Below are 21,529 nucleotides of genomic sequence, written 5' to 3' on the forward strand. Positions count from 1 at the left end.
GGAAACGAGGTTTTCCCCACGTGGCCAAAGCCCCCGCCGCCCGCAAGAGCGAACCCCTGACGCCCAATCGCGAGCGTCCGAACGAGCCCCAGCCCTACAAGGCGTCCAAGGACGAGCTGCTCGACTTCTACAAGCAGATGCTGCTCATCCGCCGCTTCGAGGAGAAGGCGGGCCAGCTCTATGGCCTCGGCCTGATCGGCGGCTTCTGCCACCTGTATATCGGCCAGGAAGCCGTCGCGGTGGGCCTCCAGTCAGCGTTGACCGAGAAGGACAGCGTGATCACCGGCTATCGCGATCACGGCCATATGCTGTTGTGCGGGATCCCGCCACAGGATGTGATGGCCGAGCTTACGGGGCGCCAGGCCGGCATCTCGAAGGGCAAGGGCGGCTCGATGCACATGTTCAGCGTCGAGCATAAATTCTATGGCGGCCACGGCATCGTGGGTGCGCAGGTTTCGCTCGGCACCGGGCTTGGCTTCAGCCACAAATACAAGGGCGATGGCGGCGTATGCCTCGCCTATTTCGGCGACGGGGCTTCGAATCAGGGCCAGGTCTATGAAAGCTTCAACATGGCCGAGCTGTGGAAGCTGCCGGTCATCTACGTGATCGAGAACAACCAGTACGCCATGGGCACGAGCGTCAACCGCTCCTCGTCCGAGGACCAGCTGTACCGCCGCGGCGAGAGCTTCCGCATTCCCGGCATCCAGGTCGACGGTATGGACGTGCTTGCCTGCCGCGGCGCCGCCGAAACGGCGCTTGAATGGGTCCGCGCCGGCAAGGGGCCGATCATCCTCGAGATGAAGACCTATCGCTATCGCGGCCATTCGATGTCCGATCCAGCCAAATATCGCAGCCGCGAGGAGGTCCAGGCCGTTCGCGACAAGTCCGACCCGATCGAGCATGTGAAGAAGCTGCTCGAAGAACTCGGCGCGAAGGAAGACGAGTTCAAGAAGGTCGATCAGGAGATCAGGAAGATCGTGAACGAAGCCGCCGATTTCGCTGAACAGACGCCCGAACCGGGACCAGCCGAGCTTTATACCGACGTGCTGGTGGAGTCCTATTGATGGCGATCGAGATCAAGATGCCCGCGCTGTCCCCGACGATGGAGGAGGGCACGCTTGCCAAATGGCTGGTCAAGGAAGGCGATACGGTCAAGTCCGGCGACATCATGGCTGAGATCGAGACTGACAAGGCGACGATGGAGTTCGAAGCGGTCGATGAAGGGGTGATCGGCAAGATCCTGGTGGCCGAGGGCACCGACAACGTTAAGGTCGGCACCGTCATCGCCACGCTGGACGTCGAGGGTGAGGAAGCGGCACCCGCCGCCGTCGTGGCGCCGGACAAAGCGGCGAAGGCAGCCGAGAGCGATGCTGTCCCCGCTGCGCCAGCGACCGAGCAGGAACATGCTCCGACCGCGTCCGAGCGGCTCGAAACGAAGAGCCAGCCGCCCGAGCCCGAGGTGCCGGCCGGCACCGAACTGGTCAAGATGACGCTGCGCGAAGCGTTGCGCGATGCCATGGCCGAGGAGATGCGCAAGGACGAGCGCGTTTTCGTGATGGGCGAGGAAGTCGCGCAATATCAGGGTGCCTATAAGGTGACCCAGGGCTTGCTCGACGAGTTCGGCGACAAGCGTGTGATCGACACGCCGATCACCGAATATGGCTTTGCCGGCGTTGGCACGGGAGCGGCAATGGGCGGACTTCGCCCGATCGTCGAGTTCATGACGTTCAACTTCGCGATGCAGGCGATCGACCATATCGTGAATTCGGCCGCCAAGACCAATTACATGTCGGGCGGCCAGATGCGGTGCCCGATTGTGTTCCGCGGGCCGAATGGCGCGGCGTCGCGGGTCGGTGCGCAGCATTCGCAGAATTACGGGCCATGGTATGCGAGCGTCCCGGGCCTGATCGTGATCGCGCCCTATGATGCGGCCGATGCCAAGGGCCTGCTCAAGGCGGCGATCCGGAGCGAGGATCCGGTCGTGTTCCTGGAGAACGAGCTGCTTTACGGCCGGACGTTCGAGGTGCCGGTGCTGGACGATTATGTCCTGCCGATCGGCAAGGCGCGGATCATGCGCACGGGCAAGGACGTGACCGTCGTCAGCTACTCGATCGGCGTTGGCCTTGCGCTTGAGGCCGCCGATGCTCTGGCGGGCGAGGGGATCGATGTCGAAGTGATCGATCTGCGCACGCTGCGCCCGCTCGACAAGGAAACGGTGCTCAAGAGCCTGAAGAAGACCAATCGTATGGTCGTGGTGGAAGAAGGCTGGCCGACCTGCTCGATCAGCTCCGAAATCGTCACGATCGCGATGGAGGACGGCTTCGACGATCTCGATGCGCCGGTGCTCCGCGTGAACAACGAGGACGTGCCGCTGCCCTATGCCGCGAACCTGGAAAAGCTCGCGCTGGTCAATGTCGACAAGATCGTCGCGGCGGTGAAGAAGGTGACGTACCGGTAGCGATCGGTTCGTCGTCAGCAGTTCGCGACGGGCGCGCTGGCCGTGTTGTAGATCGCGGTCAGGTCGCGCCGGTCGCGGACCGCCATTGAGGCTGTCTCGGTGAACTCCGTCTCAGGCGCCAGCGTGCCTCGACCGACGATTGGGACATACGTATAGAATATCTCCACGAACATCGTGGCATTGTCGGGCTGTACGGTCACCATCCGACCTGTCGGGCCGATTCCCGGCAGGTTGGTCGTGCCGGATGTCGCGGGATATTTGCGCGCATAGCTTGTCTTTGTTCCGAAGCAGCGCCGCCAGCCGATCTTGAACTTGCCGGAATTGTTTGGGTCGACTTCGAGGTCCGAGAGGATGACTCTGCCATTGGCCCTCAAATTGAGCTCGCCAGATTGCAGCTGAGCGCCGGCAAACAGATCGTTGATGTCGGTCTCAGTGATGGTTTTTTCGGTGAGCTGGCTGCCGCTGCCGATGCGTGCTGCGTCGTCTGCCAAGTGCAGCGCGAGCTGGCTGATCCGCATCTTTGTGGTGATGTAGTTGGTCATTTCGACGCCCGTGAGGGCCATCGTCAGAAAGATGGGCAGGATGAACGCGAATTCGAGCAGCGCGAGTCCGCTCTCGTCGTGGCGAAATCGGCGTACGGCGCTAGGCAACGCCCGCATGAGGTGCGCTTTCATGAGCAGTTCCTGACAGTGGGAGTCCCGTAACTGCCCTGGTCAGCATAAGGCTGGTTGGATAGCACGGTGGACGCGTTGATCCTGGTCGTGTTCGATCCGCCGATGATATTGTTGAGCGGAAAGAACCGCGGATAGCTTAAAGCAACGGTATAAAGAGTCTTGTCCTTGGCACCGCCCTGACCCGCATTGCCGCCATCGCGATCCCATTCGTTGTTGTTGTTCGCATCCTCGTACGGTTCATTGGCGTTGCACGTGCCATTGTGGTCCGTGTCGGTCCAGACCTCCGCCTGTGCGGCGGCAGCCTCGGAAAAGGTGCGGTAAAAGCGCCGGGTGATCGTAATGGTCGCATTGTTCGCTATCGCGCGGACCGACGCCCTTACCTTGTTGTCGAGTACCGTCTGCTGAGCGGCGGCCGTGCCCGTTTCAAGCGCCGAGTCGCGCGCTACCTTCTGTACAATGCCCTGCAGGACGGATCGCATGTAGAGCGAATGGGCCGTGTCGAAGGCGCCGAGCAACAGGAGCCCGACGACGGGAGCGATGATCGCGAATTCCACGATCGTCGCGCCGCGGCGATCGGTCGATATCCGGCGGCGGAGGCGGCGGGTCATCGCGTCAGCCTCAACTGGGAGATCTGGTTGGCGATACTCGCGAAGGTCGTCTGCAACGTCGCCGAATTCCGCGCGGTGAAATAGCGCCCGGGAGAGGCGCATGTCTCAAGTCGGCCCTCTGTCGTGGTGTTCGATCCACTGCCGAACGAGATCACCCAGAGCGTGATATTCTTGTTCTTGACGGCGGTACAAAGACCTTCGAGCCGAGCGTTGATCTGTGCATTGAGCGACGGCATGCCGTCGGTGACACCCTCGCAGTTCTGGGCAGTGCCGACATCAGTCGTCGTGCGCTTGTCCCAGAAGGCAACGCCATAGGCGGCGTAGTCGCAGCTCTGCGAGACGGCATCGCCGTCAGTCATGAAAATCATGTGACGCTCGATATCGGCGCCCCCGGGGGTGTGGGCATTCTCCGCCGCGAAGATGCCGGTCGGCGACATCAGTCGAGCGCCCCAGATCATGCCGATATCATGATAGGTGTTGCCCGTCGGTACGAGGCTATCGACATACGTGTCGAATACCGACGCGTCAGGCCAGGCTTGCAGCTTCTTTGCTTGAGTCGGACAATAATAGGATACGCTATTGTAATATTCGACGGTGGTATTGGATATTGTGGACGTCGTTGCGTCCCCCCAATTCACAACGGTTCGTCCGCGGCTATCCGTCGAGGTGGTGACGCCCCGCATATAGATGAGTTTCGGCAATGCTGGACCCCACAAGGTGGTCGCATCACCCGAGGGGATGAGATCGATATTCAGATCTTTCGCCGCGGCCGGGATCGGATCATAGTCCGTTTCTTGCGCGGTCGGGCGCCGTTCTTCGATGCAGCCGTCCCAGTTGATCGAGCGGTTGGTGCCGTTCGCACCGGTCGGCGCGGTCATGGTGGCGTTCCAGCTGCTGCCGCCCGCCTTCAGGCCGCTCACCGCGATAGGTGCGTTGAGATAGTTCCAGTTGGCGAACTGCGGGACGTAAGTCGTGGTGATTTTGGTAATTGATCGCCGGCAACTCCGGGTGTCGCCCGCAGTGTCGGAGGAGTTGGTCCAGCCCCATTCGCCACTTCCCCCGGCAGTTGCAGCGCCATCGCTATTGTACTGGAAAGTGACAGTTGTAGTCGGCGGAGGGCCTCCGCTATCCGGAGTGGGGGTGAACCCCGAGAAACTCTGGTTTCCCATATATTTCAGACAATCGGCCTGCGAAATCGACGCGCCATAGGTCTGCCAGTTGGGCCCCACCGTAGTACTGCCCGGGGGATTCCAGTTGGCGACACGTGTCTGATATTGCCAGCTGTCGGCCATGTAGCTGTTGGGCAGCAGCCTCCCGACATTGACGTTAGTGGAATAGGGGACGAACCCGAACCGGATCTGCACCTGGCTTCCCGTGCCGCTCGTTCCGGGGTTTCCGGTCGTACAATTTGCGTCGGTATTAAGCCGCGCCACGATCTCGTAGAAGCATTTGACGGCGGTTTTCAGACTTTCCATCTTCGTATCGCTGTCAGTGCTGACGGCCTTCGAATCCATCGATCCGGTGTTATCGAGCACGAACATGATATCGGTATTGGGCAGACGCATCTCGGCATCGCAAACGACGCTGAGCGTGGCATAGGCCCAGTCCTTGGTTACGACCTTGACCAAGGTCATCTGCAGTTCGACCGACGCAGTGCCGGTAACCTTGCCAGCGTTTTCGGTGAAGCTCCTGGTCAGAGCGCGCGTTCCGTATCCGTTGGTCGGGAAATTCGCAGTGAAGAATTCCAACGCGACCGCGTTCGGCTTATTGTTGTTCTGGCTCCAGGCCCCACCGCCCATCGACTTGCGCCCAGCCAAAGCACCAGCGTCGCAGGCATGTTGCAGCCGCGTCTTGGTGATGTACATCCGGCTGATGTCGATGCCGCCGCCCACCAGCCCCGCCAGGGGGATCAGCGCGATCGCCATGATCGCCAGCGTGTTGCCGCGTACGTCGCGCGCGAATCGACTCAGAAAGCCCTTCGGCATTCCTGATATCCTCGACTTTTTCCACAGCATTGCCTGGTCCCACCCGATAGAGAAAGCTCCCGGTGGTTGGGCTATGCAGGAGGAAGGGATAATCGCTGTTCAAGCAATCTGGTTAACGGGGCCATCCCCATCTGCGCACCTTGGCAACGCATTATGAAACCAGAAGAAATAGGACGGAATCGGATAGATCCGGAGCGTGCGCTCGTGTTGCATTATGCCGATCCGGCAGCATTGAACGCACTGGAGGCACTGTTTGGCCTCGACGACAGCCTCGCCGGGATCCTGCGCACGACGCGCGAGCCGATGGTTGGGCAGATGCGGCTGACCTGGTGGCATGAGGCGCTCAGCCGGCTCGATACTGACGACCCTCCGGCCGAACCCGTGCTCCAGGCGCTGGCGTGGCACGTCGTCGGGCGCGGCGTCACGGGTGCCCGCCTCGCCGAAATGGTGGAGGGCTGGGAAGAATTGCTCGAGCCCGGGCAACTGGCGGACGGCGCGATCGCGCGTCACGCGGCGCTGCGTGGTGGCAGCCTGTTCGAGCTGGCGGGAACCCTGGTCGGGGCCGCGCCTTCCGATCCGCTGCGCGCAGCCGGGGAGGGGTGGGCGCTGGCCGACCTGGCGCGCCATCTGAGCGACCGGCCCGCGGCAGAGCGGGTGGCGACACATGCGGCTGCGCCACTGGCCCTTGCCACTCGATCGCGCTGGAGTCGTCCGGCCCGCCCGCTGGGTGCCCTGGCGCATCTCGCCCGCATGAATCTCGATGTGGCGCTCGACCGGCCGCTGCCGTCCGGAGCGCCCGGTCGGGTGGCGCGCCTGGCCTGGCACCGCCTGACGGGGCGATAGGCTGGGCGATAGGCTTTGACCCCGCGCGGAAAGGCGATAGCTTTCGCCCGTCCGAAGGTGGGGAGAAGAAGAGATGTGGCGTTACGTTGCGGGCGGTGTCGCGGCGCTGCTGCTGGTCGCTGCCGGTTTCGTGCTTTCGAATGGCCGGGCTCGGCCGCCGTCGCCGCTGGCACCTCAGCCGGTTGCCGCCGTTGGGCAGGACGCCCCGTTGCCCGCCGCGGTACCCGAGGCAAGCGAGCGCACGCGCGAGCAGAAGCGCTTCGACCGGTACGACAAGGACCGTAACGCCGCCGTGACGCGCGAGGAATATCTCGTCTCGCGTCGCAAGGCCTATGCAAAGCTCGACACCAACCATGACGGCCAGCTCTCGTTCGACGAATGGGCAGTGAAGACGACGACGAAGTTTGCGGCGGCCGACAAGGACAAGTCAGGAGCGATGACCCCGGCCGAGTTCGCGACCACCGCGCCGAAAAGGACCGTCAAGCGGAAGCCCAATTGCCCGCCGGCAGAGGCGCCGCGTGAGGACGAAGAGACCTGACGAGTTCCAACAATGGCGCCGGTGCGACGGTCTGTTTTTTCTTTCCCTGTTATGTTGGAGTTAAAGTCTAAAATCGTGGCGCTTTTCCAGTGACTTGGGGTTACGATTCCCTGTTACGCGATAACAGCGGAAAAGGAGGCGGTTGAAGCGGAGAAAAGGTCGCGGTTTTCCGCTGCACCGCACAGAAAAGCGTCCAACAAAAACCGATCATGTCAAAGAGCGCGCGACTCGGGAAGCCGGCACACCGTGCTGCCGCCATCCCGTCGATTGTTGAATCAGCGGTGGAGAATCAGGCGGCCAGCCACTCGGTGAACGCGGCGCGGGCGCGGTCGGTGTACATCTTTTTGCGATCGGCCTTTTTGGTGCGGCCCGGGATGGGCGGCATCAGCCCGAAATTGACGTTCATCGGCTGATAGGTCTCGGCGATGGCGGCGCCGGTGATGTGGTGGAGCAGCGCCCCGAAGGCCGTCTCGACCGGCGGCGGCGCAAGCGCTTGCCCGCCAAGCTCGGCCGCGGCGAAGCGGCCAGCGAGCAAGCCGATCGCGGCACTCTCGATATAGCCCTCACAGCCAGTGATCTGGCCGGCGAAGCGAATGTTGGGCTTGTTCTTCAGGCGCAATGTCTCGTCGAGCAGCTCCGGCGAGCGGATGAAGGTGTTGCGATGCAGCCCGCCCAGCCGTGCGAACTCGGCATTCTCCAGGCCGGGAATGGTCCGGAACAAACTGACCTGCTCGGCATGTTTCAGCTTGGTCTGGAAGCCGACGATGTTCCACAAGGTGCCCTGAGCATTGTCCTGGCGCAGCTGGACCACCGCATGCGGCCATCGCCCAGTGCGGGGATCGTCAAGGCCGACCGGTTTCATCGGGCCGAAGCGCAAGGTGTCGAAGCCGCGTTCCGCCATCACTTCGATCGGCATGCAGCCCTCGAAATAGGGCGTGTCCTTCTCCCAGTCCTTGAAGTCGGTCTTCTCGCCCGCGATCAGCCCGGCATGAAAGGCGGCATATTGCTCCTTGTCCATCGCACAGTTGATGTAGTCCTTGCCCTCGCCCTTGTTCCAGCGCGACTGGAACCAGGCGGTCTCCATGTCGATCGACTCGAAATGGACGATCGGCGCGATCGCGTCGAAAAAGGCGAGCGATTCTGCGCCAGTAGCGGCGCCGATGCTCGAGGCGAGGCCGGCGGCGGTGAGGGGGCCGGTGGCGATGATGGCGAGGCCGTCATCGGGAAGGGCATCGACCCGCTCGCGCACGACCGTGATGTTGGGGTGCGCGGTGATTGCGGCGGTGACGCCGGCCGAGAAGCCGTCGCGGTCGACCGCGAGTGCCGAGCCGGCCGGAACCTTGTGGATATCGCCCTCGCGCAGGATCAGCGAGCCGAGCGCGCGCATTTCAGCATGGAGCAAGCCGACGGCGTTGCTGACCGCATCGTCCGAGCGGAAGCTGTTGGAGCAGACCAGCTCGGCAAGCCCGTCGGTATGGTGGGCAGGCGTCATTTCGCCCGAGCCGCGCATTTCGGAGAGCTTCACCTTGAAGCCTGCTTCGGCAAGTTGCCACGCGGCTTCGGAACCGGCGAGGCCGCCGCCGATGATCTGGATGTCATGAGTCATGGTGCGGGCAGATAGCAGCGCGACCGGCCGTCGCCTAGCGCGGCGGGGCGTCGGGCCATTTCATCCGGCACCGACAAATCAGCGCGCAACAGGCGCCGGTGAATGTGAGGGCGATCAGGTAGACCGGCTGCATGCCGGATATTCCAGCCCCGCTCGCCACCATCGGAGCGGCGCCGGCGAGGGCGCCCGCCAGCGTCCACATGAGCGGCGAGCGGGCCGCCTCGTGGCGATTGCCGATGGAGGTCATGAGGGCTGCGCCGATCAGGTTGGGCAGGAACGCGATGAAGTTGCCGAAAAAGGCGGCGGCCATGGCCAGGATGGGCACCGCGAACCCGATCTGCCAATTCAGATAGATTGAAACCGGCGCGGCGGGATCGGCAATCAGCGTGCCGACGCCGATCCCCAGGAAGAAGAGCGGCCCGGCGCTCACGCTGGCCAGCATGATGCTGGGCCATCTGATCGATGCGTCAGCGACGCTCCGCTCTCCCTGCCTGTTGATCATGCAATGACCGCCGCACGATCCCCGCGCGCATCGAGCCAGCCATTCACCTTGCGGCCGAACTGCGCGATCGCGCCCATGTTGAAGAAATGCATCGCGCCCAGCACGATCACCGCTAGGCCGACCTTGCCGCTGAGGAAGCGCATCGCGCCAGTGATCGTGGTGGGTTCCTGGCCGAGGCTGAGCGTCAGCGTGATGAAGCCGATATTGATGAGATAGAAGCCGACCACGAGCAGGTGATTGGTCGAGCGTGCCAGCGTTTCGTTCTGGCCGAAGCACTGGATGAGGAAGACGACGCCGTTGCTCGACAGCGTCCGCGCCACCCAGATGGTGATGCCCAGGGTGATCGCGAGATAGAGGATGTAGACGGTCTCGACCATGGTTATTTCCTTTCTTCCTGTAATAAGAGAAATCACGCCACGTAAAGCTGCCTTGGGCCGGGTTCCTTTGACCATCGACGCAGGTGGCTAGTCGGCCTTCGCCTTCGCGCCGGGAATGAACCGGGCGACCTTGCTGCCCAGCTTCATCAGCGTGACCAGCGTCGGCTTGGGCAGGGTGCGGACCTGATCGTACCAGCCGCCGAGCGTCGAGATGAATTCATGCATGCGCATCACGCGCTCGCGGACATGGGCCGGGGCGGCCTTGTCGTTCTTCATCCGCTCCGAAAGCTCGGCGAGCAGGGCGAGGGTGGGGTCGATCTCGCGGCGCTTGCGTTCCGCGGTAATGCGCATCAGCATTTCCCACAGGTCGGTTTCCGCGACGAAATGGTCGCGCCGGTCGCCTTCGACATGGACTCGGCGGACGATGCCGTACCCCTGGAGTTCCTTGAGGCCGGTCGAGACGTTGGAACGGGCAAGGCCGAGCGCTTCGACGATCGCCTCGGCATCGATCGGCTTGTCCGAGAGATAGAGCAAAGCATGGATCTGCGCGACCGACCGGTTGACGCCCCATTGCGTGCCCATCTCCCCCCAATGAAGGATGAAGGCCTTGACGTCGGGATGATCGGTGAGAGTCATATGTTTCTCGTTTCTGTAAAAACAGAAATACGAGATATCGGAGGCCGCGTCAATCACTCAGCCAGCCGTGATGCGACGAACCCTTACTTCTCTCGCAGGCCTTGCATAATAGAGGGGAAGCTCGCCATCGCAGGCAATTTCTTCTCGCCCCACGAGTTCGCGAAGACGCCAATGCATCAGCGCTTCGCAGGGGTTGTGGTCGAAATCCCAGGCCTCGACAATCGCGTCGCCTATGACGCGTCTCCATTTGGTCCATTCGTTCGAGCAACGCGACAGGAGGAACCGATCGAAATAATCGTCTGGAGCGCTATTGAGCACGCCGCCTTCCACGACGCGAACAAGCGCATCCTCGGCCATCAGGGTCTTCCACCGATCTGCGGGAAAGCCTGCTTTACCCAGCGCCACGCGGGGGCACCCATCCAGAAGTTCGCCGATTGCCTCCGGCTGGAGTTGGCCGAGACTATCGGGTGGCTCGCCGCGCCATGCATCATGAAGCGGATAGTCGGCCACGATCATCCGCGCGTCGGCTGCGCCGAACTGCGCCAGAAACCAGTATAATCCTGATTGATCTGCTGCCGAGCGGGGTGTGATCCAGATCAGTCGGTCGGCATCGGCGGCAAGTTTTCTCCGGAATTCGGCGACGTGTTCGGCGATCCAGTCCCAATCTCCGATATCGCCCGGGATGTGATGCTCGAACCAGGCCTCTCGATCCTCGAAATGGCCGCTCGAGATCGGTCCCCAATCGAGCATGTTCGTCAGATCGACGACCTTCTGCCGAACGCCCCGATCAGACAGGACTTGCCGCAGCGTGCCCGCCGCTGACGAATTGAAGAGGATATGGATCATCTGTTCTTTTCCGGGCTCCGCCCCGATCAATACTCCCGAGTTCCTCAATCGCGCCTTAAGGGTGGAAAGCGGCTGCCGTGCGGTGTGACGCGTCGGACCCGTGCTTCTCCGGTGGGCCCAGCGTGATAGAGGGGAAGATCGCCATCGCAGGCGACCTCTTCTCGCGCTACCAGTTCGCGAAGACGCCAGTGTAGCAGCGCATGGCTTGAGCTGTGGCCGAACTTCCAAGTGTGGATTGTGGCGTCGGCCAAGGCGCGAGTCCATTTGGTCCACTCGTTCGTGCAACGCGACAGAAAGAACCGATCAAAATAATCGTCTGGGGCGCTATTGAGCACGCCGTCTTCCACTACGCGAACACGCGCATCTTCGGCCATCAGCGCCCTCCACCGATCTGCGGGAAAGCGCGTCTTATCCAGCGGGACGCGAGGGCATCCATCCAGAAGTTCGGCGATTGCCGCCGGCTGGAGCTCGCCGAGACAGCAGGGTGGCCCACCGCGCCACGCATCACGAAGCGGATAGTCCGCCACGATCATCCGCGCGTCGGCTGCGCCGAACTGTGCCAGAAACCAGTATAATCCCGATTGCTCTGCTGCCGAGCTGGGTGCGATCCAGATCAGTCGCTTGGCATCGGCGGCAAGTTTTCTCCGGAATTCGGCGACGTGTTCGGCGATCCAGTCCCAATCTCCGATATCGCCCGGGATGTGATGCTCGAACCAGGCCTCTCGATCCTCGAAATTGCCGCTCGAGATCGGGCCCAAGTCGAGCGCGCCCTGCAGGTCGACGACTTTTTGCCGAATGCCTCGATCAAACAGGACTTGCCGCAGCGTGCCCGCCGCTGACGAATCGAAGAGGATATGGATCATCTGTTCTTTTCCGGGCTCCGCCTCGATCGATACACCCGAGTTCCTCAATCGCGTCTTAAGGGTGGAAAGCCGCTGCCGTGCGTTGTGACGCGACCAATAGGGAAGGAGTGCAGCATGCTCGATCATATCGGTCTGGCGGTGACTGACTTGGCAAAATCGCGCGCCTTTTACGAAGCCGCGCTGGCGCCGCTCGGTATCCGAGTCCTGCAGGTGATCGACGCGGCCGAGACCGAGAGCGGCGGAACCGCGGTCATGATGGGCGACAGCGAGCCCTTCTTCGTCTTCGCCGACAATGAGCAGCCGGGCGAGGGTACGCATGTCGCGTTCCGGGCCGCGTCGCGGGCGCAGGTCGACGGATTTTACGAGGCGGCGATGGCGGCGGGCGGGAAGGATAATGGCGCGCCGGGCATCAGGGCGCAGTATCATCCGAATTATTATGCGGCGTTCGTGCATGATCCGGATGGGATCAATGTCGAGGCGGTCTGTCATTTGCCCGGGTAAGGCGGATGGATTGCGCGATCCTTTGCGGAGCGCGATACCGCTGTGATGACCGAGACCAAATTCCCGCCATTCCCGCATTTCTGGCTGTTTCCCGCCGCAGTCATCGCTGGGCTAAGCTTTTGGGCGGCGAGTCATCTGGGATTGTCGGGCGCCCTGTTCGTCGCCTGGAAGGGGATATGCGTCGGGTTGCTGACGCTCTGCGCCGGCCTCGCCGCGCGCGACCGCAACGGCTGGCTGCTTACGGCGCTGCTGGCGCTCGGCACGCTGGGCGATGTGGTCCTGGAGACATCCGGCATCGTGATCGGCGGAGTGGCTTTCCTGGCGGGGCATCTGGTGTCGATCCTGCTCTATCTCTCCAACCGCCGGAAAGAGGGTGGCGCAGTGGCGGTCGCGATTGCGCTGGCGATCCCCGCTGTCGCGTTCGCGATTACGCGCGATGCTGGCGCCACGGTCTATGCGACCGGGCTGGGGGGAATGGCGGGTGCCGCCTGGTACAGCCGTTTTCCGCGGACTCTCGTCGCGACCGGGGCGCTGATGTTCGCCGCATCGGATTTGTTGATCTTTGCCGAGCTTGGGCCGTTGAAGGACTCGGTCATTCCGGCGCTGACGATCTGGCCGCTCTATCTCGGCGGCCAGACGTTTATCGCTTACGGCGTGCTGAGAACCCTCGAAGTCAGGAAGCGCAATGAAGATCTTCACCATCGGCTATGAGGGCACGACGATGGCCGACTTCCTCGCCGCACTGACGCGCGCGGGCGTGGAGCGGGTGATCGACGTCCGAGCACTGCCGCTGTCGCGACGGCCGGGTTTCTCGAAATCGTCGCTTGCGGCGTCGCTGCTCGAAGCCGGGATCGGCTATGTCCATCTCAAGGCGCTCGGCACCCCCAAGCGCGGCCGCGATGCCGCCAAAAAGGGCGACCGGGCAACGCTTGAGGAAGTTTATGCCGGGCAGCTCGAACTGCCCGAGGCGCAGGCCCAGGCAGCGCAGATGCTTGATCTCGCCGGCGAAAAGCCAAGCGCCTTGCTGTGTTTCGAGCGCGACCCCTGCGTCTGCCACCGCACGCTGTTGCTGGACGCGTTTGGTGGAGACGCAGAGGTGGTGGACCTTTACGCCTGATCGACTTCAGGAGGACCGGAAAATGCACCACTCGAAGCTGTTACTGGCCTTCGCCTTGATGCTGGCACCCGTAACCGTGACGGCCTGCGGTCAGTCGCAAGGGATGGGGGAGGAGACCCAGACCCTTGCCGCTGCTCGCGCGGGGTTCACGACCAAGGTGCAGCCGACCCGCGACGGAAGCGCGGCACCCGAGCCGCCCAAAGGCGTGCTCGAGCGTATTCATTATCCGGCCCCGCTGGGCTCCAATGTCGGTTACCTCACACCCCGCCCCAAGACTGCCGGGCGCCATCCCGCGGTGATCTGGATCTCGGGTGGGGACAGCAACACGATTGGCAGTTTCTGGGACCCGCAAGATCCTGCGAACGACCAGACGGCTTCGGCCTTCCGCGACGCCGGCATCGTCACTTTTTACCCGTCGCTGCGCGGCGGCAATGACAATCCCGGATCGCGCGAGGGCTTTTATGGCGAGATCGACGATGTGCTCGCGGCGGCCGATTATCTCGCCAAGCTCGATTATGTCGATCCGGCGCGGATCTATCTCGCCGGGCACAGCACCGGTGGCACGATGGTATTGCTGGCCGCGGAGATGAGCGGGCGCTTCCGCAGCGTCTTCTCCTTCGGGCCGGTGGCGGATGTGCGCAATTATGCCGGTGAGTTCGTCTATGCGGATTCGAAAGACGATCGCGAGATGAAGCTGCGCTCGCCCGGGCTCTGGCTGAGCTCCGTGCGCAGTCCGGTGTTCGTCTTCGAGGGAGCCGGGCGCGGCAATGTGGACGAGTTGGAGGCGATGCGCCGGAGCAACCGCAATCCGCATATCAACTTCTTCGCTGTTGAGGGACGGGATCATTTCAGCATCCTCGCGCCTGTTACGGCGCTGGTCGCAAAGAAGATCGTGGCGGATACTGCCGGGAAAGATATCAGTTTCGACCAGGCCGAGTTGGACGCGGCCGGGCGGTAAAGGAAGGACATCGATGATCGATCATATGGGCATCGCCGCGTCGGACCTCGACGCTTCCCGCCGCTTCTACGAGGCAGCACTCGCGCCGCTCGGGATCGGGCTGATGATGGAGGTCACGCCGGAAGAGACTGGCGGCTATCACGGCCTTGGCCTGGGCAAGCAGGGCAAGCCGTTCTTCTGGGTCGGCAATGGCGGGCCGAAGGGGGCGGGCATCCATGTCGCCTTTACGGCCGACAGTCGGGCCGATGTCGATGCCTTCTACGAAGCGGCGATGGGGGCGGGCGGCAAGGACAATGGCGCGCCTGGCATCAGGGCGCATTATCATCCCAATTATTACGCGGCGTTCGTGTTCGATCCCGACGGCATCAATGTCGAGGCTGTCTGCCAGCGGCCGGAGTGATCCGTTCCGCGGCGATTATCGGCGTCTCGCGCCAGATGCGTTGGCGCTGGGCTGACGCGCGGCCGCATGACATATCGGCCGATGAACTTTGCTGGAGGCGTCGGTGGTGATTGCCCGATTGCGCGCGTTGCGAACGTCCATTCCCGGGCCCGGCTGGATGCTGCTCGCGCTGGTCGCTGGCTTCGCCGTCGGCGTGCTGATCGGCACCGACCGGCCAGCCGTGATCGATGCGATGCGGCTGATCGGCGGCCTGTGGCTTGATTGCCTGCGCATGACGATCGTGCCGCTGGTCTTCGCGCTGGTTGTCACCGGAGTCGCCGATCTGGCGACCGCAGACGATGGTCCGGCGCGACGGATCGGCGCCCGGCTGCCGCTGGTGCTCGCCGGATTCCTGATATTTTCCGCCGTGATCGCCGCGCTATTGGTGCCGCCTTTACTCGCACTTTTCCCGCTGCCGGCCGAGACCGTGGCGGGGCTCCGCGCCAATTTTCCGGCAAGCGCGCCGCCGGCGATTCCGTCCACAGCCGAGGCGATCAGTGCGATGGTGCCGGTCAATGTCATCGCCTCCGCCGCGCAGGGTGCAGTCGTTCCGCTGGTCGTCTTTGCGCTGGTGTTCGGACTGGCCCTGAGCCGGGTGGAGCGCGGGCGGGCGAGGGCGACGCTCGAGCCGTTCCGCGGGCTTGGCGATGCGATGATCGTCGTGGTCGGATGGGTGTTGCGGGTGGCGCCGATCGGTATCTTCGCGCTGGCATTAGCGATCGGCGCGACTGCCGGGATCGGCGCGGCGTTGGCGCTGGGGCATTATATCCTGGTCCAGATCGTGCTCGCGCTGGTGCTGGCGGCAATCTGCTATGGGCTCGCGCGCTGGCCGGGCGGGGTGCCCCTGTGGCGTTTCGCCCGCGCAGTCGCGCCGGCCCAGGCGGTCGCGGCGGGCACGCAATCCTCGATCGCAACTCTGCCGGCGATGCTGGTCAGCGCGGAGCGGATCGGCATCAGCGACCGCGATGCCGGGGTGATCCTGCCGCTGGCCGTTGCGGTGTTCAAGGTGACCGCCCCGTCGGGGTGCCTGTTGTTCGGATTGGGAATGGCGTGGATGGTGGGGATCGACATACCCCTGGTGAAGATCCTGCTTGCGATCCCGCTCGCGGTGCTGTCGACCCTGGTGGTGATCGGCATGCCGGGCGCGGTCAGCTTCTTCGCGGCGGCGACGCCGACCGCGCTCGCGCTGGGCGCGCCGCTGGAGCTGCTGCCGATTCTGCTGGCCGTCGATACGATCCCGGACATGTTCCGGACGGTGGCGAACGTGACGGCGGACGTGGCGGTAGCGGCGATCGTCGCGCCCCCGGCGACCGACGACGGGGAAGTCAGCCCGTAACGGGCAGCTTCACCTTGCCCTGCTCGTCGCGCTCGATGGGGCCATAAGCGATCACCGTTTCCAGCAGGAGCGGGCCGTAGATGTGCGGGAAGAGCTGACCGCCGCGGGAAGGCTCCCATTTCAGCGTCTCCCCCTGCGCGTCGAGATCGACCGCGGCGATATGCAGATCGGACTGACCGGCGAAATGCTTGTCGACGGTCTCGTCGAGCTGCTGCGCAGTCGAGAGGTGGATATAGCCGTCCGTCAGGTCGATCGGCGCGCCTGCGAAGCTGCCGGTTTCGAGCGCGGCCATCTGCTCGCCGGTCAGAACCTTATAGGCCGTTAGTGACGTCATGCGATTCCCTCTTCGAAGCTGACCGGTTTCTCAAGTCACTCGGAAAGCCGCGCCTACGACCGTCAAGCTTCCTCGTCGTCCGGAAGTTGCGCGCTGTGACGAATTCCGACGATAAAGACCCGGTCGCCGTCAACCAGATACCGAATGATATAGGGCGGTATCGTGACCAGCTCCCGCCTTCCTCGCTCCGCCGGACGGCCGCGATCCGGATAGACTTGCAGGGTGTCGCTGGCCTCGATCAGTCGACGCGCCATGCGTCGTGCCGCCTGCGGATCGAACTGGTGAATGTAGGAGCGGATCAGCTCGAGATTGGCGAGGGCTTCCCGCGTCCAGACTATGCGAGCCATTCGGACGGTGCCGGCGTCTCTTCGGGAGTGCCCCATTTGGCAAGCCACGCAGCGACTTCGGCATGATCGACGATTCGTCCGGCCTGGATATCGGCGTCCGCCCGAGTGTCGGCCGACGCCTCGGCATCAGGATCCGTCTGCTCGAATATCGCGCGTTCAGCCTTCATTGGCGAAATATAGCATGACCTGACCGGCCTTGCGAGGGCGCCCGCCGTCCTGTGCGGCGGGCGTTCCCCCATCAGGCCTCGCCGCCGTCCGCCAGATCCTCGCTGGTATCCCCATCGGGCGTCGGCTCGCCGGCGATCGGGCCGTCGGACAGATCGATCTCGGCCTCTTCCTCGGTTTCCTCGATGCGGGCGGCGGAGACGACATGTTCGTTCTTGCCGACATCGAACAGCTTCACGCCGGCCGAGCCGCGGCCGATGACGCGCAGGTCGCCGAGCGACATGCGGATCAGCTTGGCCTGATCGGTCACCAGCATGAGCTGATGGCCCTTGGAGGCGGGGAAGCTCGCCACAACCGGCCCGTTGCGGGCGATGTTGTCGATATTGGTGATGCCCTGGCCGCCGCGATTGGTGCGCCGATATTCATAGGCGCTCGACAGCTTGCCGTACCCGTTCGAACAGACGGTGAGGATGAACTGCTCGCGCGCGACCAGCTCCTCGAAGCGCGCCTGCTCCATGTCGGGCTCGCCTTCCTTTTCCGGCTTCCACGGGGCGAAGCGGAGATAGGCCTCGCGCTCCTCCTGGTTGGTGCCGACCCGGTGCAGGACGGAGAGCGACATGACTTCGTCGCCCTCCTTCAGGGTCATGCCGCGCACGCCGGTCGAGGTGCGGCTCTGGAATTCGCGGACATCGTCGCCGGCGAAGCGGATCGCCTTGCCCTGACGGGTGGCGAGCAGAACGTCGTCCTCTTCCGTCAGCAAGGCGACGCCGATCAGGCGATCGTCGCTGCCCTCGTCGAAGCGCATCGCGATCTTGCCGTTGGTGGGCACGTTGGTGAACGCATCCATCGAGTTGCGGCGCACGGTGCCCCTCGCCGTCGCGAACATGACGTGGAGCTTGCCCCATTCCGTCTCGTCCTCGGGCAAGGCGAGCACGGTCGAGATGGTCTCGCCTTCGGCCAGCGGGAGCAGGTTGATCATCGGCCGGCCGCGGGTGGCGGCGCCGCCCTCTGGCAGGCGCCAGACCTTCATGCGATAGACCTTGCCCGCGGTGGAGAAGAACAGCACCGGCGTGTGCGTCGAGGTGACGAACAGCTCGGTGACGATATCCTCTTCCTTGGTCGCCATGCCGGCGCGGCCCTTGCCGCCGCGGCGCTGCGCGCGGAAGGTGTCGAGCGTGGTGCGCTTGATATAGCCCTGCATGGTCACGGTGACGACCATGTCCTCGCGCTCGATCAGGTCCTCGTCGTCGATGCCGTCGGCGGCAGCCGCAATCTCGGTCTTGCGCGGCGTCGCGAAGGCGAGGCGGACCGCGGCCAGCTCATCCTTCATCACCGCATAGAGCTTCACCCGATCGGCGAGGATCGCGAGCAGCTCGGTGATCGAGTCGGCCAGCGTCTTGAGCTCGTCGCCGATCTCGTCGCGGCCGAGCGCGGTCAGGCGATGCAGGCGCAGATCGAGGATCGCGCGGACCTGGATATCGGACAGGCGATAGCTGTCGCCCTCGATCTCCTTCTCCACCGCCTCGACCAGTTTGATGTACGGCGCGATCTCGGCGATCGGCCATTCGCGCGCCAGCAGCGCGGCGCGCGCGACCGGCGGGCTCGACGAACCACGGATGATCTTGACCATCTCGTCCAGATTGGTCGTCGCGACGACCAGGCCGAGCAAGATGTGCGCGCGCTCCCGCGCCTTCGCCAGCTCGAACTTGGAGCGGCGGGTGATGACTTCCTCGCGGAACTTGACGAACGCTTCGATGATGTCGCGCAGGTTGAGCGTCTCGGGCCGGCCGCCGCGGATCGCGAGCATGTTGGCCGGGAAGCTCGATTGCGCCGGCGTGTGCCGCCAGAGCTGGTTGAGCACGACCTCGGCCGTCGCGTCGCGCTTCAGATCGATGACGATGCGCACGCCGTGGCGGTTCGATTCGTCCCGGATGTCCGAGATGCCCTCGATGCGCTTGTCCTTGGCGGCTTCGGCGATCTTTTCGACGAGCGCGTTCTTGCCGGTCTGGTACGGGATCTCGGTGAGCACGATCGAGCGCTTGTCGGCGCGCCCTTCCTCGATCACGTAGCGCGAGCGCACCATGATCGAGCCGCGGCCTTCATGATAGGCCGCCCGGCAGCCGGCGCGGCCGAGGATGATCCCGCCGGTCGGGAAATCGGGACCGGGCACGATCTCCATCAGTTCCTCGATGGTGATCCCGCCATTCTCGATATAGGCGAGGCAGGCATCGACCACTTCACCGAGATTGTGCGGCGGGATGTTGGTCGCCATGCCGACGGCGATGCCGCCGGCGCCGTTGACCAGAATGTTGGGGAAGCGCGCCGGCAGCACGGTCGGCTCCTCGCGCGATCCGTCATAGTTGGGCGCGAAATCGACCGTGTCCTTCTCGATATCCTCGAGCAGGGCCATGGCCGCCTTGGTCAGCCGCGCTTCGGTGTAGCGCATCGACGCCGGCATATCCGGATCCATCGATCCGAAATTGCCCTGACCGTCCATCAGCATCACGCGCATCGCCCAATCCTGGGCGAGGCGGGCGAGCGCCATGTAGATCGAGCTGTCGCCGTGCGGATGGTAGTTGCCCATCACGTCGCCGACGATCTTGGCGCATTTGCGATACGGCCGGCCCGGGACGAAGCCGCCCTCCTGGCTGGCGAAGAGGATGCGGCGATGCACCGGTTTCAGCCCGTCGCGCACGTCGGGCAGCGCGCGGCTGACGATCACGCTCATCGCGTAATCGAGATAGCTCGACCGCATCTCGTCGACGATCGAGATCGGGGAAATATCGGAAGGGTCGGCGAGGAGTGTCTCGTCGGTCAAGTTTTTACATCTTTCGGAAAGTGTATGTCGGTTGCGTGACGGTTCTAGCCGAGCAGACTCCAATTGTCACGCGCGTGCTCATGCGTACGCGCGCGTACGCGAGGGGTGTCACGGCGCGATCTCGGCGCCGTCCCATGCGAAATGCCTGCCGCTGTCAGGCGCTTTCAGCCCGTCGATCACGTCGAGCAACTGCACCGCCGCGCGGGACGGATCGAACAGCGTTCCCGGCGTGACGTTGCCCCGAAACGGGCGCGACAGATCGGTGTCCACGGTGCCCGGGTGGAGCGACACGACGATGGACCGGTCGTTGTGGCGCTTCTGTTCGATCGCGGCGGTGCGGACCAGCATGTTGAGCGCCGCCTTGGAAGCGCGATAGCCGTACCAGCCGCCGAGCTTGTTGTCGGCGATACTGCCGATCCGCGCCGACAGCACGGCGAAGACCGTGCGCCCGGTGCGCGGCATCAACGGCAGGAAATGCTTGGCGACAAGGGCGGGCCCGATCGCATTCACGGCAAAGTTGCGGGCGAGCCAGGCGGCATCGAGTTCCCGCATCGATTTCTCGGGCCCGGATTCACCAGCATGGAGCAGGCCGGTGGCGATAACGATCAGACTCGGTGCCGGACCCTTCGCGACGGTTGCGGCGGCTGCCGCGATGCTCGGTTCGTCGGTCAGGTCGAGATGCGCTGCTCCCTCGGCACTGCGGGAAAAGCCATGGACTGAGTCGAACGTGCCTTCGTCGATCAGTGCCTCGTGCAGCGCCCCGCCGATGCCGCCGGATGTGCCGATGATGATCGCCACGCCACTCATGCGCGCAGGAAGCGCCAGCTGTCGGCGGTGCTTTCCGCCGCATCGAAGCGGTAGCCGGCACTGTCGAAGTTTTTCATCTCATCCGCCTCCGTGACGCGGTGCTCGCACAGCCAGCGCGCCATCATACCGCGCGCCTTTTTGGCGTGGAAGCTGACGAAGCGGGGGCCGGCGGGGCCGGGCTCGCGGAAATCCACGTTGATCACCCGCAACGCCGGGAGCCTGTCCGCCACGGCCGCGAAATATTCCTGGCTGGCGAGGTTGAGCACGACGCCCGATCCCTCCGCCTCGACATCGGCCCGTACGGCCTCGGCGATGCGATCACCCCACCAGGCATAGAGGCTCTTGCGGCGCGGCGCCCAGCGCGTGCCCATCTCCAGCCGGTATGGCCGCATCGCATCGAGCGGGCGGAGCAGTCCGTAGAGGCCCGACAGCATCCGCACATGATCCTGTGCGAAGTCCACGCCCGGCTCGTCAAGCGTCCGCGCCTCGAAGCCGAGATAGACGTCGCCGGCAAAGGCGTAGAGCGCGGGCCGCTCCGGTTGCGCGTCAAACCCGGCGAAGCGGTCGGCATTGAGCTTCGCCAGCTTCGTCGAGATGTCCATCAGCTCGGCCAGACGCTTCTGGCTGAGATTTGCGGCAGCTGCGGCAAGCGTGCTTGCCTCGGCGGCGAACCGGGGCACGGTGGCATCGACCGGCGGCAGGGGCCGTTCATAGTCGAGCGTCTTGGCGGGGGAAAGCAGGGCGATCACCGCTCGCGCCTAGGCGTTGGGC

25 protein-coding genes are annotated in these 21,529 nt (G+C 63.9%); 10 read left to right on the forward strand and 15 right to left on the reverse strand.

The annotated features are described in order from the left end of the window. The first annotated feature begins 20 nt into the window (after positions 1-20). Positions 21-1,064 (forward strand): pyruvate dehydrogenase (acetyl-transferring) E1 component subunit alpha, encoded by a 1,044-nt coding sequence (gene pdhA / locus U1769_RS16295; RefSeq protein ID WP_332718062.1) that lies wholly within the window; start codon positions 21-23, stop codon positions 1,062-1,064. Beyond that, positions 1,064-2,458: a pyruvate dehydrogenase complex E1 component subunit beta gene (locus U1769_RS16300; protein WP_332718064.1), complete on the forward strand. Its 1,395-nt coding sequence runs from the start codon at positions 1,064-1,066 to the stop codon at positions 2,456-2,458. Before pdhA ends, U1769_RS16300 begins: the two co-directional genes overlap by 1 nt. Positions 2,459-2,472: 14 nt before the next feature. On the opposite strand, the gene U1769_RS16305 is transcribed toward U1769_RS16300, so the two are convergent. The 3 genes from U1769_RS16305 to U1769_RS16315 are packed head-to-tail and all read right to left on the reverse strand — an operon-like array spanning position 2,473 to position 5,755. Beyond that, the gene (locus tag U1769_RS16305) at positions 2,473-3,132 is read right to left on the reverse strand and encodes a TadE/TadG family type IV pilus assembly protein (RefSeq protein ID WP_332718066.1); all 660 of its coding nucleotides are present in this window, start codon (positions 3,130-3,132) and stop codon (positions 2,473-2,475) included. Beyond that, positions 3,129-3,740, reverse strand: a complete 612-nt coding sequence (locus U1769_RS16310) for a TadE/TadG family type IV pilus assembly protein (protein ID WP_332718068.1) — start codon at positions 3,738-3,740, stop codon at positions 3,129-3,131. Before U1769_RS16310 ends, U1769_RS16305 begins: the two co-directional genes overlap by 4 nt. Further along, a complete protein-coding gene (locus U1769_RS16315; protein ID WP_332718070.1) occupies positions 3,737-5,755 on the reverse strand; it encodes a pilus assembly protein in 2,019 nt (672 codons plus the stop codon). Before U1769_RS16315 ends, U1769_RS16310 begins: the two co-directional genes overlap by 4 nt. Positions 5,756-5,878: 123 nt before the next feature. Here U1769_RS16315 and U1769_RS16320 point away from each other — a divergent pair, with 123 nt between their 5' ends. Further along, complete coding sequence (locus U1769_RS16320) at positions 5,879-6,568, forward strand: squalene/phytoene synthase family protein (protein ID WP_332718072.1); 690 nt, start codon at positions 5,879-5,881, stop codon at positions 6,566-6,568. A 73-nt stretch (positions 6,569-6,641) separates the two neighbouring features. Continuing rightward, positions 6,642-7,106, forward strand: a complete 465-nt coding sequence (locus tag U1769_RS16325; protein WP_332718074.1) for an EF-hand domain-containing protein — start codon at positions 6,642-6,644, stop codon at positions 7,104-7,106. A 289-nt stretch (positions 7,107-7,395) separates the two neighbouring features. Here U1769_RS16325 and trmFO read toward each other — a convergent pair whose 3' ends face one another. The 6 genes from trmFO to U1769_RS16355 form a co-directional block, all read right to left on the reverse strand. Further along, entirely contained in the window at positions 7,396-8,712 is a 1,317-nt protein-coding gene (trmFO, locus tag U1769_RS16330) for a methylenetetrahydrofolate--tRNA-(uracil(54)-C(5))-methyltransferase (FADH(2)-oxidizing) TrmFO (protein WP_332718076.1), read from the reverse strand. A 34-nt stretch (positions 8,713-8,746) separates the two neighbouring features. Beyond that, positions 8,747-9,154 carry a hypothetical protein gene (locus tag U1769_RS16335; RefSeq protein WP_332718078.1) on the reverse strand — a complete coding sequence of 136 codons (408 nt, stop codon included), beginning with the start codon at positions 9,152-9,154 and terminating at the stop codon, positions 8,747-8,749. Positions 9,155-9,210: 56 nt separating this feature from the next. Further along, complete coding sequence (locus tag U1769_RS16340) at positions 9,211-9,591, reverse strand: hypothetical protein (protein ID WP_332718080.1); 381 nt, start codon at positions 9,589-9,591, stop codon at positions 9,211-9,213. Positions 9,592-9,678: 87 nt separating this feature from the next. After that, a complete protein-coding gene (locus tag U1769_RS16345) occupies positions 9,679-10,227 on the reverse strand; it encodes a GbsR/MarR family transcriptional regulator (protein WP_332718082.1) in 549 nt (182 codons plus the stop codon). A gap of 57 nt (positions 10,228-10,284) precedes the next feature. After that, on the reverse strand, positions 10,285-11,073 hold the full coding sequence (locus tag U1769_RS16350; protein WP_332718084.1) for a DUF3658 domain-containing protein: 789 nt from the start codon (positions 11,071-11,073) through the stop codon (positions 10,285-10,287). A gap of 44 nt (positions 11,074-11,117) precedes the next feature. Further along, the gene (locus tag U1769_RS16355; RefSeq protein ID WP_332718086.1) at positions 11,118-11,936 is read right to left on the reverse strand and encodes a DUF3658 domain-containing protein; all 819 of its coding nucleotides are present in this window, start codon (positions 11,934-11,936) and stop codon (positions 11,118-11,120) included. 114 nt (positions 11,937-12,050) lie between these two features. Between U1769_RS16355 and U1769_RS16360 the strand changes: the two genes are divergently transcribed. The 6 genes from U1769_RS16360 to U1769_RS16385 all read left to right on the forward strand — a co-directional run bounded on the left by U1769_RS16360 (position 12,051) and on the right by U1769_RS16385 (position 16,287). Then, a complete protein-coding gene (locus U1769_RS16360) occupies positions 12,051-12,437 on the forward strand; it encodes a VOC family protein (protein WP_332718088.1) in 387 nt (128 codons plus the stop codon). A gap of 45 nt (positions 12,438-12,482) precedes the next feature. Then, positions 12,483-13,148: a lysoplasmalogenase family protein gene (locus U1769_RS16365; RefSeq protein WP_332718090.1), complete on the forward strand. Its 666-nt coding sequence runs from the start codon at positions 12,483-12,485 to the stop codon at positions 13,146-13,148. After that, positions 13,123-13,554 (forward strand): DUF488 domain-containing protein, encoded by a 432-nt coding sequence (locus U1769_RS16370; protein ID WP_332718092.1) that lies wholly within the window; start codon positions 13,123-13,125, stop codon positions 13,552-13,554. Before U1769_RS16365 ends, U1769_RS16370 begins: the two co-directional genes overlap by 26 nt. Positions 13,555-13,576: 22 nt before the next feature. Continuing rightward, the gene (locus U1769_RS16375; RefSeq protein ID WP_332718094.1) at positions 13,577-14,512 is read left to right on the forward strand and encodes an alpha/beta hydrolase family protein; all 936 of its coding nucleotides are present in this window, start codon (positions 13,577-13,579) and stop codon (positions 14,510-14,512) included. A gap of 13 nt (positions 14,513-14,525) precedes the next feature. Beyond that, positions 14,526-14,912, forward strand: a complete 387-nt coding sequence (locus tag U1769_RS16380) for a VOC family protein (RefSeq protein ID WP_332718096.1) — start codon at positions 14,526-14,528, stop codon at positions 14,910-14,912. Positions 14,913-15,018: 106 nt separating this feature from the next. Beyond that, positions 15,019-16,287: a dicarboxylate/amino acid:cation symporter gene (locus tag U1769_RS16385; RefSeq protein ID WP_332718098.1), complete on the forward strand. Its 1,269-nt coding sequence runs from the start codon at positions 15,019-15,021 to the stop codon at positions 16,285-16,287. Here U1769_RS16385 and U1769_RS16390 read toward each other — a convergent pair. The 6 genes from U1769_RS16390 to yaaA all read right to left on the reverse strand — a co-directional run bounded on the left by U1769_RS16390 (position 16,277) and on the right by yaaA (position 21,507). Then, complete coding sequence (locus U1769_RS16390) at positions 16,277-16,621, reverse strand: DUF952 domain-containing protein (RefSeq protein WP_332718100.1); 345 nt, start codon at positions 16,619-16,621, stop codon at positions 16,277-16,279. The two genes, U1769_RS16385 and U1769_RS16390, sit on opposite strands and share 11 nt — an antisense overlap. A gap of 62 nt (positions 16,622-16,683) precedes the next feature. Next, positions 16,684-16,968 carry a type II toxin-antitoxin system RelE/ParE family toxin gene (locus U1769_RS16395; RefSeq protein ID WP_332718102.1) on the reverse strand — a complete coding sequence of 95 codons (285 nt, stop codon included), beginning with the start codon at positions 16,966-16,968 and terminating at the stop codon, positions 16,684-16,686. Next, positions 16,956-17,135, reverse strand: coding sequence for an antitoxin (locus U1769_RS16400; protein ID WP_332718104.1), 180 nt, complete (start codon positions 17,133-17,135; stop codon positions 16,956-16,958). The genes U1769_RS16395 and U1769_RS16400 overlap by 13 nt, the downstream gene beginning before the upstream one ends. A gap of 71 nt (positions 17,136-17,206) precedes the next feature. Continuing rightward, the gene (gyrA, locus tag U1769_RS16405; RefSeq protein WP_332718106.1) at positions 17,207-19,951 is read right to left on the reverse strand and encodes a DNA gyrase subunit A; all 2,745 of its coding nucleotides are present in this window, start codon (positions 19,949-19,951) and stop codon (positions 17,207-17,209) included. Positions 19,952-20,059: 108 nt separating this feature from the next. After that, positions 20,060-20,758 (reverse strand): SDR family NAD(P)-dependent oxidoreductase, encoded by a 699-nt coding sequence (locus U1769_RS16410; protein ID WP_332718108.1) that lies wholly within the window; start codon positions 20,756-20,758, stop codon positions 20,060-20,062. After that, positions 20,755-21,507, reverse strand: coding sequence for a peroxide stress protein YaaA (yaaA, locus tag U1769_RS16415; protein WP_332718110.1), 753 nt, complete (start codon positions 21,505-21,507; stop codon positions 20,755-20,757). The genes U1769_RS16410 and yaaA overlap by 4 nt, the downstream gene beginning before the upstream one ends. Positions 21,508-21,529: the final 22 nt, after the last annotated feature.

Source organism: Parasphingomonas zepuensis, from assembly GCF_036663735.1.
Classification (GTDB): domain Bacteria; phylum Pseudomonadota; class Alphaproteobacteria; order Sphingomonadales; family Sphingomonadaceae; genus Sphingomonas.

Coding starts and splice junctions, on each gene's coding strand:
- U1769_RS16410 (WP_332718108.1), bottom strand. CDS start 20,758: ATGAGTGGCGTGGCGATCATCATCGGCACATCCGGCGGCATCGGCGGG.
- U1769_RS16390 (WP_332718100.1), bottom strand. CDS start 16,621: ATGACGTCACTAACGGCCTATAAGGTTCTGACCGGCGAGCAGATGGCC.
- U1769_RS16305 (WP_332718066.1), bottom strand. CDS start 3,132: ATGAAAGCGCACCTCATGCGGGCGTTGCCTAGCGCCGTACGCCGATTT.
- U1769_RS16345 (WP_332718082.1), bottom strand. CDS start 10,227: ATGACTCTCACCGATCATCCCGACGTCAAGGCCTTCATCCTTCATTGG.
- U1769_RS16300 (WP_332718064.1), top strand. CDS start 1,064: ATGGCGATCGAGATCAAGATGCCCGCGCTGTCCCCGACGATGGAGGAG.
- U1769_RS16375 (WP_332718094.1), top strand. CDS start 13,577: ATGCACCACTCGAAGCTGTTACTGGCCTTCGCCTTGATGCTGGCACCC.
- U1769_RS16335 (WP_332718078.1), bottom strand. CDS start 9,154: ATGCTGGCCAGCGTGAGCGCCGGGCCGCTCTTCTTCCTGGGGATCGGC.
- U1769_RS16310 (WP_332718068.1), bottom strand. CDS start 3,740: ATGACCCGCCGCCTCCGCCGCCGGATATCGACCGATCGCCGCGGCGCG.
- U1769_RS16320 (WP_332718072.1), top strand. CDS start 5,879: ATGAAACCAGAAGAAATAGGACGGAATCGGATAGATCCGGAGCGTGCG.
- U1769_RS16350 (WP_332718084.1), bottom strand. CDS start 11,073: ATGATCCATATCCTCTTCAATTCGTCAGCGGCGGGCACGCTGCGGCAA.
- trmFO (WP_332718076.1), bottom strand. CDS start 8,712: ATGACTCATGACATCCAGATCATCGGCGGCGGCCTCGCCGGTTCCGAA.
- U1769_RS16315 (WP_332718070.1), bottom strand. CDS start 5,755: ATGCTGTGGAAAAAGTCGAGGATATCAGGAATGCCGAAGGGCTTTCTG.
- U1769_RS16380 (WP_332718096.1), top strand. CDS start 14,526: ATGATCGATCATATGGGCATCGCCGCGTCGGACCTCGACGCTTCCCGC.
- U1769_RS16325 (WP_332718074.1), top strand. CDS start 6,642: ATGTGGCGTTACGTTGCGGGCGGTGTCGCGGCGCTGCTGCTGGTCGCT.
- U1769_RS16370 (WP_332718092.1), top strand. CDS start 13,123: ATGAAGATCTTCACCATCGGCTATGAGGGCACGACGATGGCCGACTTC.
- U1769_RS16355 (WP_332718086.1), bottom strand. CDS start 11,936: ATGATCCATATCCTCTTCGATTCGTCAGCGGCGGGCACGCTGCGGCAA.
- U1769_RS16360 (WP_332718088.1), top strand. CDS start 12,051: ATGCTCGATCATATCGGTCTGGCGGTGACTGACTTGGCAAAATCGCGC.
- U1769_RS16400 (WP_332718104.1), bottom strand. CDS start 17,135: ATGAAGGCTGAACGCGCGATATTCGAGCAGACGGATCCTGATGCCGAG.
- U1769_RS16395 (WP_332718102.1), bottom strand. CDS start 16,968: ATGGCTCGCATAGTCTGGACGCGGGAAGCCCTCGCCAATCTCGAGCTG.
- U1769_RS16340 (WP_332718080.1), bottom strand. CDS start 9,591: ATGGTCGAGACCGTCTACATCCTCTATCTCGCGATCACCCTGGGCATC.
- U1769_RS16365 (WP_332718090.1), top strand. CDS start 12,483: ATGACCGAGACCAAATTCCCGCCATTCCCGCATTTCTGGCTGTTTCCC.